We start from the raw sequence: 10,382 nt of genomic DNA, 5'->3' as shown, positions 1-10,382 counted from the left end.
AATGAGCGAGATGATGACCGGCGCCGAGATGGTCGTCCGCGCGCTTCAGGACCAGGGTGTCGAGCACCTGTTCGGTTATCCGGGCGGCGCCGTACTCCCGATCTACGATGCGATCTTCCAGCAGGACAAGGTCAAGCACGTGCTCGTCCGCCACGAGCAGGGCGCGGTCCATGCCGCCGAGGGCTATGCGCGCTCCGGCGCCGGTAAGGTCGGCTGCGTGCTCGTCACTTCCGGCCCCGGCGCGACCAACGCTGTCACCGGCCTGACCGACGCGCTGCTCGACTCCATCCCGCTCGTCGTCATCACCGGCCAGGTTCCGACGCATCTGATCGGCTCCGACGCCTTCCAGGAATGCGACACGGTCGGCATCACCCGCTCCTGCACCAAGCACAATTATCTGGTGAAGAGCATCCACGATCTGCCGCGCGTCCTGCACGAGGCGTTCTATGTCGCGGCGAATGGTCGTCCGGGCCCGGTCGTCATCGACATCCCGAAGGACATCCAGTTCGCGACCGGCACCTATAGCCGCCCGCGCGACAACCAGCACAAGACTTACCGCCCGGTGGTCAAGGGCGACCTCGCCAAGATCAAGGCGGCGGTCGAGTTGATGGCAGGCGCCAAGAAACCGGTCTTCTATACCGGCGGCGGCGTCATCAATTCCGGCCCGCACGCCTCGGCGCTGCTGCGCGAACTGGCGCGGCTGACCGGCTTCCCGGTCACCTCGACGCTGATGGGGCTCGGCGCCTTTCCGGCCGCAGACAAGCAGTGGCTCGGCATGCTCGGCATGCACGGCACTTACGAGGCCAATCTGGCGATGCATGACTGCGACGTCATGATCAATATCGGCGCGCGCTTCGACGACCGCATCACCGGCCGGATCGACGGCTTCTCGCCGCGCTCGAAGAAGATCCATATCGACATCGACCCGTCCTCGATCAACAAGACGGTCAAGGCCGATATCGGCATCGTCGGCGATTGCGCCCATGTGCTCGAGGATATGGTGCGGATCTGGCGCGAGAGCAGCCCGCAGGTCGACAAGACCGCGCTCGCCACCTGGTGGACGCAGATCGAAGGCTGGCGCGGTCGCAAGAGCCTCGCCTACAAGCAATCCGATACGATCATCAAGCCGCAATATGCGCTGGAGCGCCTCCATGCGCTGACCAAGGATCGCGACACCTACATCACGACCGAGGTCGGTCAGCACCAGATGTGGGCGGCGCAGTACCTGCAGTTCCAGGAGCCGAACCGCTGGATGACCTCGGGCGGCCTTGGCACGATGGGCTACGGCCTGCCGGCGGCCATTGGCGTGCAGATGAAGCATCCCAAGGCGCTGGTCATCGACGTCGCCGGCGAGGCCTCGATCCTGATGAACATGCAGGAGATGTCGACGGCGGTGCAGTACCGGCTGCCGGTCAAGGTCTTCATCCTCAACAACGAGTATATGGGCATGGTGCGCCAGTGGCAGGAACTGCTGCATGGCGGGCGCTATTCGGAGAGCTATTCGCAGTCGCTGCCGGACTTCGTGAAGCTCGCCGAGGCCTATGGCGGCCACGGCATCCGCTGCGACGACCCGGCCAAGCTCGACGCCGCGATCATGGAGATGATCGAGACGCCCGGCCCGGTGATCTTCGACTGCCATGTCGCCAAGGAAGAGAACTGCTTCCCGATGATCCCGTCGGGCAAGGCGCATAACGAGATGATCCTGCCCGATTTCGAAGGCGATACCGGCCAGATCATCGACGCCAAGGGCAAGCAGCTCGTTTGACGAAGCATCGTCATGCTCGGGCTTGACCCGCGCATCTCAGGCCGACGGGGCGTTCCGCCCTCGAAGAGTTTCTCGGGTCGAAACTTCGCTACGTCCGAGAATGACGCTGGCGGCATGGCAAAGGAAACGACATGGCTACGATCGGTCTGATCGGCGGGATGAGCTGGGAGTCGACCGCGGTCTACTACCGGCTGCTCAACGAGGGCGTGCGCGCGCGTGCGGGCGGGCTGCACTCGGCCGATGTATTGCTGCATTCGGTCGACTTCGCTGGTATCGCCGAGATGCAGGCACAGGGTGACTGGGCGGCGGCAGGCGCGGCGCTGGCCGAGAGCGCACGCCGGCTGGAGCGCGGCGGCGCTTCCTGCCTCGTGCTCTGCACCAACACCATGCACAAGGTGGCCGACCGGATCACGGGCGCGACCAAGCTGCCCTTCCTGCATCTGGCCGATGTGACGGCGCGGGCGATCCGCGCCACGCCGTCGCGCCGACCGCTGCTGCTGGCGACGCGCTTCACCATGGAACAGAACTTCTACCGCGACCGGCTGAAGGCCTTCGGCGTCGAGGCGCTGGTGCCGCAGCCGCAGGAGCGCGACGCGATTCACCGCGTGATCTACGAGGAATTGTGCCGCGGCCGCGTCGAGCCGGCGTCGCGCGAGTGCTATCGCGCTGTCGTCGAACGCGCGGTGCGGGAGGAGGGCGCCGATGGCGTGATCCTCGGCTGCACGGAGATCACGCTTTTGGTCTCTCAGGCGGATTTCACGGTTCCCGTCTTCGACACCACCGCGCTCCATGTCGCGGCGGCGCTCGATTTCGCCGGCGAAGTGGAGAGCGTGGCCGCATGAAGCTGCTCATCGGCAACAAGTGCTACTCGTCCTGGTCGCTGCGGGCCTGGCTGCTGCTACGCGCCAAGGGGATCGCCTTCACCGAGCAGCTCGTGCCGCTCGACGAGCCCGGTTTCAAGGAGACCGTCTTCGCCGCGGCGCCCGGCAGCGGCGGTACCCTGCCGATGGTGGTCGATGGCGATATCGCCGTCTGGGAGACGCTGGCAATCTGCGAGTATCTCCATGACACGCATCCGCAGGCCCGGATTTGGCCGCGCGACGTCGCGGCCCGCGCCCATGCGCGTGCCGTCTCCAGTGAGATGCATGCGGGCTTCATGGCGCTACGCAGTACCTGCCCGATGAATCTGGGCAAGCGCTTTGCCGGCCGCGACCGCGGTCCGGGCGTCGCCCGCGACGTCGAGAGGGTCACCGGGTTGTGGCGGCAGGCGCGCGAGCGCTTCGGTGCTGCTGGCGATGGGCCGTTCCTCTACGGCGCCTTCTCGGCGGCGGATGCGATGTTCGCGCCGGTCGTCACCCGCCTCGATACCTATGGCATCGCCGTCGACCCCGTTTCGCAGGATTACATGCGGGCGATCCTCGCGCTTCCCGCCTATCGCGAGTGGCTTGCTGCCGCGCTGGCCGAGCCATGGATCGTAACGCAGGACGAGGTGGACGAGCCCGCCCTCGTCGATCTCCGTCACTCCTGAGCTTTCCCTTTCGCCAATCGTCTGCTCCAACCCGCCTACAGGTCCGTCATGTCGAAGCCCGCTACCCATTATCCGAATGCCCCGAAGGCCCAGCCGAGCGCGCGCCATACCCTGGCGGTGATCGTCGACAACGAACCGGGCGTTCTTGCCCGCATCGCCGGGCTATTCTCGGGGCGCGGGTACAATATCGAGAGCCTCACCGTCTCCGAGACCGAGCATGAGAAACACCTTTCGCGCATCACGGTCGTGACCTCCGGCACCGCCAGCGTCATCGACCAGATCAAGGCGCATCTCGACCGGCTCGTCCCGGTCCACCGCGTCGTCGACCTGACCGAGCAGGGCGAGGCGCTGGAGCGCGAGCTCGCCCTGGTCAAGGTCGTCGGCAAGGGCGAGCACCGCGTCGAGGCGATGCGGCTGGCCTCCGCCTTCGGTGCACGCACGCTCGATGCTTCGCTCACCTCCTTCGTCTTCGAACTCACCGGCTCGACCGAAGAGATCGAGCGCTTCATTAAGCTGATGACCGTGGTGGGGCTCACCGAGGTCTCGCGCACCGGCATCGCCGCGATGAGCCGCGGCCCCGAGGCGATGTGAGCATGGCGCTGACGCCAGAGGTGCTCAGCCTGATCGCGCTCGGGCTCGGCCTCGTCGGCTTTGCCTGCCTCGCCATGCCGGTGCTGATGCGCCTGTCCGGTCGGGCGCCGGCCGAACCGATGGGCAGCGGCAAGAGCTTGCGCTCCCCGCTCTGGTGGGCGGGGTTCATTCTGACGATCGCCGCGATCTTCCTGCAGCGGATGGCGAGCCAGCAGGGCGGCTGAGGCTGATATCCTCACTCTTCGCGGAAACGCGAGGTCATCCCGGATCGCCGCTTCGCGCCGTCCGGGATGACCGTGCTTCGTTTGCAGATCGAGGCGCTATTCAGCCGGCGAAGCCGCCTTCCATCAGGAAACTCTTTTCCTCCGCCGTCGTGTCGCGCTCCAGCACCTCGTTGCGATGCGGGAAGCGGCCGAAGTCGCGGATGATGTTGCGGTGGACCTCGGCGTATTTCACGCCTTCGGGGTCCTCGGCCGCGGCGCAGAGCGCAATGCAGCGCTCCTGATCGGCCAGCTCTTCGGAATGCATGAACGGCATGTAGAAGAAGCGCCTCTCCGGCGCCTCGTAGGCGTCGTCGAAGCCGCGTACGATCGCGCGTTCCGCAACGGCGAGGGCCTGCGCATCGGTCGCGAAGGCGCGCGGGCTGCCGCGGAACATGTTGCGCGGGAACTGATCGAGCAGGATCAGCAGCGCGTAGACGCCTTCCGGGGTTTCTTCCCAGGCGTGGAGCTTGCCGGCTGCCGCGGCCTCATGAACGGGCAGGAAGCGCCGGGTGATCTCCGCATCGAAGGCTTCGTCCTTGGCAAACCATTTCTCGGGGCCGGCCTCGCGCCAGAAGGCGAGAATCTCGGGGGCGCTCGGCAGGGTCATGGGCGGTTCCGTTCTTCAGGCGACAGGGCCTCAGAGATAATTCCTCTCCGGGTTGCCGCCAGCCCCGAAAAACGCTTGCCCGCATGCGGCGGCTGCGCTAGACGACTGAACCGTAACGTACGGTACTGGATTTCTCCGAACCCATGACGCAGGCTCAGGCAGAGGCACAAGGCGAGGCGCTGACGGTGCGCCAGCAGGCCGTGCTTGATGCCGTGCTCAGCCTGATGGTGGAGAAGGGCAGCGGATTGACCATGACCGCCGTGGCGCGGCGCGCCAGCTGCTCCAAGGAAACGCTGTACAAGTGGTTCGGCGACCGCGAGGGCTTGCTGACGGCGACGGTGCAGTGGCAAGCCTCAAAGGTGAGGGCAGGCAATTACGACCGGCAGAATCTCGACGCCGGCACCCTGCGCGAGAGCCTGAAGGGCTTCGCTGCGAACTGGCTGGACGTGATTTCAAGCCCGACTTCGATCGCGCTCAACCGCGTCGCCGTCAGCCAGGCGGCGTCCCGCGACGGGAATCTCGGCTCGATCGTGCTGGCCAATGGCCGCTTCGCCATCGGCGAGCGCCTCAAGCCGGTGCTCGATGCCGGCCGCGAAGCGGGTCTCATCGCCTTCGACGATACAGAGACGGCCTTCCGCACCTTCTTCGGTCTCGCGGGCCGCGACGTCCAGATCCGGCTGTTGCTCGGCGATACGCTGACCTTGAGCAGGGCCGAAATCGCGCGCGACGCGGAGCGCGCAACCGAGCAGTTTCTCACCCTCTACGGCACGGCGCAGAACGATCCGGGCCGGAAGACGAACAACGCGTGACAAAGGAGACACCCATGCGCGTCTATTACGATCGTGATGCCGACATCAACCTGATCAAGGGCAAGAAGGTCTGCATCGTCGGCTACGGCTCGCAGGGCCATGCCCATGCGCTGAACCTGCGCGATTCCGGCGTCAAGGACGTCATCATCGCTCTGAAGGCCGGTTCGGCCACGCGCAAGAAGGCTGAGGATGCCGGCTTCAAGGTGATGACGCCGTCCGAGGCGGCCAAGGTGTCGGACATCATGATGATGCTGACCCCCGACGAGCTGCAGGGCGACATCTATCGCGACGAGCTGCACGCCAACATGAAGGAGGGCGCCGCCCTTCTGTTCGCGCACGGCCTCAACGTCCATTTCAACCTGATCGAGCCGCGCAAGGACCTCGACGTGCTGATGGTCGCCCCGAAGGGTCCCGGCCACACCGTCCGCTCCGAGTATCAGCGTGGCGGCGGCGTGCCGACCCTGATCGCGATCCACCAGGACGCGACCGGCAACGCCCATGACCTCGGCCTGTCCTACGCTTCGGCCAATGGCGGCGGCCGCGCCGGCATCATCGAGACCACCTTCAAGGAAGAGTGCGAGACCGATCTGTTCGGCGAGCAGGTCGTGCTCTGCGGCGGCCTGGTCGAGCTGATCAAGGCCGGCTACGAGACGCTGACCGAGGCCGGCTACGCCCCCGAGATGGCCTATTTCGAGTGCCTCCACGAGGTGAAGCTGATCGTGGACCTGATCTACGAAGGCGGCATCGCCAACATGAACTACTCGATCTCGAACACCGCCGAGTACGGCGAGTACGTCACCGGCCCGCGTATCATCACGGCCGAGACCAAGGCGGAGATGAAGCGCGTGCTGACCGACATCCAGTCGGGCAAGTTCACGCGCGACTGGATGCTGGAGAACAAGGTCAACCAGACCTCGTTCAAGGCGACCCGCGCCCGCTACGCTGCCCATCCGATCGAGGAAGTCGGCGCCAAGCTCCGCGACATGATGCCGTGGATCAAGGCCAAGGCCCTGGTCGACAAGTCGAAGAACTGAGCCCTTTCGATCTCCGTCAAGCTCGGGTCGCCGCTCCGCGGCGCCCGAGAATGACGTGAGAGGCACAGGCTTGAGAGTTTGATTCAAGTGGTTGCGGGTTTGATTCCGCTTGTTCTCGTAACTGCTTGATACCGAACGTCTTCGGATATTTGCGGGCGGCGGCCGGAAGGCTGCCGCCCGCTGCGTTTAGGCGGACGCAGGAACACCGCGGGCCGACAGGAGTTTCACTTCCGGTGCAGGGCCGAAAGGCCAGGGAAACATCATGGGAGACGGTCATGACGGTCGACGTTCGACCCAGAGTGCCCGAACAGGATTTGGAGAGGCTGCGCGGGGGTGACCCGTTGCCGCCGCTGCGGGCGGCCGATCACAGCGATGCCCACCCGGCGGTGGAGACGCCCGTGGAGGCGAGGCAGGGTTTCCTGGGGCGGCCGGTCCTGACTGTGCTGGTCGCGGGGCTCGCCTTGGCCGTGATCGCGTGGATCGCGGTCGATCTGCTCGTCTACTGAATTTCTTGCGGGAGACGGATCGTGTTTGCCTGCTGCCTGGGGAGGCTGCGATGGAACTTTTGCGGATCTTCGAAGCGCCGGCCGTGATCCGGACGGTGCTGGCGCTGTCTCTGGCGATGATGCTGGCGATCGTTCTCGGCCTGCTGTAAGCGCCGGCAGACCCGCGATCGATGCCGAAATCGGCGAAGGCCTCCGGCGCAGGGCGCCGGAGGCCTTTTCGTCGGTCAGAAGGTGACCTTGTCCTTGATCTCGGCCTCGACGTTCGAGGGCAGGGTGCCGCGTTTCACCAGATCGGCGAAATCCTTGAACTTCGCCTTGCCGCGTTCCTCGATGATCTTCTTGGCGCGGACCTCGCCAATGCCCTTGAGGGTGTCGAGCTCGGCGGCGGTGGCCGTGTTGATATTGATCTTTTTGGCCTGGGCAGCCGCGGGCTGGGCGGCGGCGGGTGTCGCCGGCTTGGTTGCGGGCGCTGCCTGCGTTGCCGGGGCGGCGGGCGCCGTGACAGGTGCGGCGGGCTTCGCGGCGGGAGCTGGCTGCGTCGCGGTCTGGGCGAAAGCCTGGCCGCCCATGGCGGCGAGCGCGACGAGGGGGAGCAGGAAACGGGACATCGTCATGGCAAGACCTCACTGGGTCGGCCCGGATCATCGCGTTCGACAGGGGCCGGGTCCCTCTGCCGGACGACGCTGGCGGCGCGGGGCCGTTCAGCGCGCCGCGCCGGGCTCGCCGATGATGGTGGCGCGCCGCGATGCGACGATGCGAATAGACGCCTTTCGAATTGAACAGATACCGAATGCTGTGTTCACCGGGCAGTCAGGTTCGGGGCGCGTTCAGCGGGCGAGAAACTCGCTGACGCGGCCGACGCCGTAGAGCAGCCCGAAGCCCCAGGCGAAGGAGGCACCCCAGTTCGCGAGCTGGAACGCCCAGAACGGCATGGCGACGATGCCCGCCACGATCGCGATCACCGCCCTGAGCGGCCCGAAGAAGTGGCCGATCAGAATGCTCGCGATGCCCCACTTCTCGAAGAAGGCGTGGCCGCGGTCTAGGAGTTCAGGGTTCTTGGTGAAGGGCCAGTAGTCGTGGACGCGCGGGCCGAGGACGAGCCCGGCCCAGTAGGACACCCAGAAGCCGGCACCGGCGCCGAGCGAAGCCGCCAGCGCCAGCGGAACGAGGTTGAGGCCAGAAGCTCCTGCGACGGCGCCGAAGGTGGTGAAGAATACTGTGGCCGGGACGAGCCAGGAGAGAATCGCGACGCATTCGGCGAAGGCGACCGCGAAGACGATCGGGATCGCCCATTGCTGATTGGCCTGCATGAACTCGACGAGCGCCTTCATGGCTTGTTCGATGTCGGCCATGGCGTTCGGCTCGGCTCCTGCGGGGTCGGGTCGGCTCAGGCATATGGCTGTGTCGGCGGAACGATGCAAGCGACGGGCAGCCGCAGGGCGTGGCGCCGTTGCCTTCCCGGAACGATCGCCTATTAATTTCGGCAATACAGAAAAGCTGCCGGCACGGCGCAAGGCTGCCGACGAGGAAACGGATTTCATGGAGTTGCAGGATCGCCCGCATGCTCATGCGGGGAAAGCGCCGGTTTCGTCGGGGGATCCGGCGGTTGCGCTGGGCGGTGTCGACATCACCTTCCATCTCGCCGATGGCGGCCGCTATCAGGCGGTCAAGGGCATCGATCTCAAGGTCCATCCCGGCGAGTTCGTCTCGATCGTCGGGCCGACAGGCTGCGGCAAGTCCACGCTGCTCAACGCGGCGGCGGGGCTTCTTTCGCCGTCGGCCGGCTCGGTCGGCATCTTCGGCAAGCCGCTTGCGGGCCTCAACCGCCGCGCCGGCTATCTCTTCCAGCAGGACGCGTTGATGCCGTGGAAGACGGCACTGGACAACGTCAAGGTCGCGCTGGAGCCGATGGGCGTGCCGGAGCGGGAGGCGGATCAGCGCGCCCGCGAATGGCTGGCGCGGGTGGGTCTGCGGACCTTCGTCGACCGCTATCCGCACATGCTCTCGGGCGGCCAGCGCAAGCGCGTCAGCCTCGCGCAGATGCTGATCCGCAATCCCGAGATCCTGCTGATGGACGAACCCTTCGGGCCACTCGACGCGCAGACCCGGCAGATCATGGGCAACCTCCTGCTCGATCTCTGGTCGCGCGACCGCAAGGCGCTGATGTTCGTCACCCACGACCTGGAAGAGGCGATCGCGCTCTCCGACCGGGTGGTGGTGATGTCGGCCGGCCCGGCGGCGGGGATCGTCGCCGACTACAAGGTCGACCTGCCGCGCCCGCGCGACATCGCCGACATCCGGCTGGAAAAGGCCTTCCACGAGATCCATCGCGATATCTGGACCTCGCTGCGCGTCGAGGTGCAGAAGGCCTATGCGATGGGCGAGGGACGTGAGCTGGTCGGAGGAGACGCATCATGAAGCGCATGAAGCTCATCTCGCTCCAGATCCTGGTGATGATCGCATTCCTGCTGTTCTGGCATGTCGCGACGACCACGAGCCTGTTCGGCGACGTCAAGACGATCCAGTTCTTCTTCTCGACGCCGGTCGCGGTGCTGACGCGCACTTTCAAGCAGCTCACCAGCGCCGACATCTACTGGCATCTCGGCATCACCCTGACCGAGACGGTGCTCGCCTTCGTCATCGGCTCGCTCGCGGGCATCCTGTTCGGCTTCGCCTTCGCGCGGCGCGAGCTGCTTTCTCAGGTGTTCGACCCCTATATCAAGGCGGCGAATGCGCTGCCGCGCGTCGTGCTGGCGCCGATCTTCGCGCTCTGGTTCGGGCTGGGCATCTGGTCGAAGGTGGCGCTTGGCTTCACGCTCGTCTTCTTCATCGTGTTCTTCAACGTCTACCAGGGCGTGCGCGAGGTCTCGCCGACGATCCTGGCCAATGCGCGCATGCTCGGCATGAACGAGCGCCAGCTCTTCAAGCATGTCTACTGGCCCTCGGCGCTGACCTGGATGTTCTCCTCGCTGCACACCTCGGTCGGCTTCGCGCTGGTCGGCGCGGTGGTCGGCGAATATCTCGGCTCCTCGGCGGGGCTCGGCTACAAGATCCATGAGGCGGAGAGCGTGTTCGACGTCACCGGCGTGTTCTCGGGCATGCTGATCCTGGCGATCTTCGTCATCGCCATCGACGCGCTGGTGACGTTGGTCGAGAAACGGCTGCTGGTCTGGCGGCCGGGGCAGAGCTCGACGACGGTGGCCTGATGGCGGCCGAGCCCGGGGCGGAAACCGTGGCTTCCTCTACGTCATATCGCTAGGATCGGAGCATCGCGCGCAA

General features: G+C 65.8%; 13 protein-coding genes. 10 read left to right on the top strand and 3 right to left on the bottom strand.

From position 1 onward, the window contains the following. Nucleotide 1: 1 nt before the first annotated feature. From AC1DIN_RS01595 to AC1DIN_RS01575, 5 genes are all read left to right on the top strand, one after another. Nucleotides 2-1,765 carry an acetolactate synthase 3 large subunit gene (locus AC1DIN_RS01595; protein WP_441469616.1) on the top strand — a complete coding sequence of 588 codons (1,764 nt, stop codon included), beginning with the start codon at nucleotides 2-4 and terminating at the stop codon, nucleotides 1,763-1,765. A gap of 131 nt (nucleotides 1,766-1,896) precedes the next feature. Next, nucleotides 1,897-2,607 carry an aspartate/glutamate racemase family protein gene (locus AC1DIN_RS01590; protein WP_476808432.1) on the top strand — a complete coding sequence of 237 codons (711 nt, stop codon included), beginning with the start codon at nucleotides 1,897-1,899 and terminating at the stop codon, nucleotides 2,605-2,607. Next, a complete protein-coding gene (locus AC1DIN_RS01585) occupies nucleotides 2,604-3,293 on the top strand; it encodes a glutathione S-transferase family protein (RefSeq protein ID WP_476808431.1) in 690 nt (229 codons plus the stop codon). Before AC1DIN_RS01590 ends, AC1DIN_RS01585 begins: the two co-directional genes overlap by 4 nt. 48 nt (nucleotides 3,294-3,341) lie before the next feature. Next, a complete protein-coding gene (ilvN, locus tag AC1DIN_RS01580) occupies nucleotides 3,342-3,884 on the top strand; it encodes an acetolactate synthase small subunit (RefSeq protein ID WP_441469613.1) in 543 nt (180 codons plus the stop codon). A gap of 2 nt (nucleotides 3,885-3,886) precedes the next feature. Beyond that, complete coding sequence (locus tag AC1DIN_RS01575) at nucleotides 3,887-4,108, top strand: hypothetical protein (protein WP_476808430.1); 222 nt, start codon at nucleotides 3,887-3,889, stop codon at nucleotides 4,106-4,108. A gap of 100 nt (nucleotides 4,109-4,208) precedes the next feature. On the opposite strand, the gene AC1DIN_RS01570 is transcribed toward AC1DIN_RS01575, so the two are convergent. Next, nucleotides 4,209-4,754 carry a DUF924 family protein gene (locus AC1DIN_RS01570; protein WP_476808429.1) on the bottom strand — a complete coding sequence of 182 codons (546 nt, stop codon included), beginning with the start codon at nucleotides 4,752-4,754 and terminating at the stop codon, nucleotides 4,209-4,211. Nucleotides 4,755-4,897: 143 nt separating this feature from the next. On the opposite strand from AC1DIN_RS01570, the gene AC1DIN_RS01565 reads away from it, so the two are divergent. From AC1DIN_RS01565 to AC1DIN_RS01555, 3 genes are all read left to right on the top strand, one after another. After that, the gene (locus tag AC1DIN_RS01565) at nucleotides 4,898-5,563 is read left to right on the top strand and encodes a TetR/AcrR family transcriptional regulator C-terminal domain-containing protein (RefSeq protein ID WP_441469610.1); all 666 of its coding nucleotides are present in this window, start codon (nucleotides 4,898-4,900) and stop codon (nucleotides 5,561-5,563) included. 14 nt (nucleotides 5,564-5,577) lie between these two features. Continuing rightward, nucleotides 5,578-6,597 (top strand): ketol-acid reductoisomerase, encoded by a 1,020-nt coding sequence (gene ilvC, locus AC1DIN_RS01560; protein ID WP_441469609.1) that lies wholly within the window; start codon nucleotides 5,578-5,580, stop codon nucleotides 6,595-6,597. Between the two features lie 275 nt (nucleotides 6,598-6,872). Further along, nucleotides 6,873-7,103 (top strand): hypothetical protein, encoded by a 231-nt coding sequence (locus AC1DIN_RS01555; RefSeq protein WP_476808428.1) that lies wholly within the window; start codon nucleotides 6,873-6,875, stop codon nucleotides 7,101-7,103. Nucleotides 7,104-7,327: 224 nt separating this feature from the next. Here the strand turns inward: AC1DIN_RS01555 and AC1DIN_RS01550 are convergent, their stop codons facing one another. Next, the gene (locus AC1DIN_RS01550; RefSeq protein WP_476808427.1) at nucleotides 7,328-7,717 is read right to left on the bottom strand and encodes a ComEA family DNA-binding protein; all 390 of its coding nucleotides are present in this window, start codon (nucleotides 7,715-7,717) and stop codon (nucleotides 7,328-7,330) included. A 213-nt stretch (nucleotides 7,718-7,930) separates the two neighbouring features. Beyond that, nucleotides 7,931-8,455 (bottom strand): DedA family protein, encoded by a 525-nt coding sequence (locus tag AC1DIN_RS01545; RefSeq protein ID WP_441469606.1) that lies wholly within the window; start codon nucleotides 8,453-8,455, stop codon nucleotides 7,931-7,933. 187 nt (nucleotides 8,456-8,642) lie between these two features. Between AC1DIN_RS01545 and AC1DIN_RS01540 the strand changes: the two genes are divergently transcribed. Both AC1DIN_RS01540 and AC1DIN_RS01535 read left to right on the top strand, forming a co-directional pair. Beyond that, nucleotides 8,643-9,521, top strand: a complete 879-nt coding sequence (locus AC1DIN_RS01540; RefSeq protein ID WP_476808426.1) for an ABC transporter ATP-binding protein — start codon at nucleotides 8,643-8,645, stop codon at nucleotides 9,519-9,521. Continuing rightward, nucleotides 9,518-10,309 (top strand): ABC transporter permease, encoded by a 792-nt coding sequence (locus AC1DIN_RS01535; protein WP_441469604.1) that lies wholly within the window; start codon nucleotides 9,518-9,520, stop codon nucleotides 10,307-10,309. The genes AC1DIN_RS01540 and AC1DIN_RS01535 overlap by 4 nt, the downstream gene beginning before the upstream one ends. Nucleotides 10,310-10,382 lie beyond the last annotated feature (73 nt).

The sequence above is a fragment of the Allobosea sp. 05T438 genome (assembly GCF_056396025.1).
The sequence above is the reverse complement of the archived record's forward strand: the minus strand, read 5'-3'. Positions and strand labels throughout refer to the sequence as shown.

Bases quoted from the DNA above. Each gene is read 5' to 3' on its own strand.
- AC1DIN_RS01595 (WP_441469616.1), top strand. From the start codon at position 2: ATGAGCGAGATGATGACCGGCGCCGAGATGGTCGTCCGCGCGCTTCAG.
- AC1DIN_RS01590 (WP_476808432.1), top strand. From the start codon at position 1,897: ATGGCTACGATCGGTCTGATCGGCGGGATGAGCTGGGAGTCGACCGCG.
- AC1DIN_RS01585 (WP_476808431.1), top strand. From the start codon at position 2,604: ATGAAGCTGCTCATCGGCAACAAGTGCTACTCGTCCTGGTCGCTGCGG.
- ilvN (WP_441469613.1), top strand. From the start codon at position 3,342: ATGTCGAAGCCCGCTACCCATTATCCGAATGCCCCGAAGGCCCAGCCG.
- AC1DIN_RS01575 (WP_476808430.1), top strand. From the start codon at position 3,887: ATGGCGCTGACGCCAGAGGTGCTCAGCCTGATCGCGCTCGGGCTCGGC.
- AC1DIN_RS01570 (WP_476808429.1), bottom strand. From the start codon at position 4,754: ATGACCCTGCCGAGCGCCCCCGAGATTCTCGCCTTCTGGCGCGAGGCC.
- AC1DIN_RS01565 (WP_441469610.1), top strand. From the start codon at position 4,898: ATGACGCAGGCTCAGGCAGAGGCACAAGGCGAGGCGCTGACGGTGCGC.
- ilvC (WP_441469609.1), top strand. From the start codon at position 5,578: ATGCGCGTCTATTACGATCGTGATGCCGACATCAACCTGATCAAGGGC.
- AC1DIN_RS01555 (WP_476808428.1), top strand. From the start codon at position 6,873: ATGACGGTCGACGTTCGACCCAGAGTGCCCGAACAGGATTTGGAGAGG.
- AC1DIN_RS01550 (WP_476808427.1), bottom strand. From the start codon at position 7,717: ATGACGATGTCCCGTTTCCTGCTCCCCCTCGTCGCGCTCGCCGCCATG.
- AC1DIN_RS01545 (WP_441469606.1), bottom strand. From the start codon at position 8,455: ATGGCCGACATCGAACAAGCCATGAAGGCGCTCGTCGAGTTCATGCAG.
- AC1DIN_RS01540 (WP_476808426.1), top strand. From the start codon at position 8,643: ATGGAGTTGCAGGATCGCCCGCATGCTCATGCGGGGAAAGCGCCGGTT.
- AC1DIN_RS01535 (WP_441469604.1), top strand. From the start codon at position 9,518: ATGAAGCGCATGAAGCTCATCTCGCTCCAGATCCTGGTGATGATCGCA.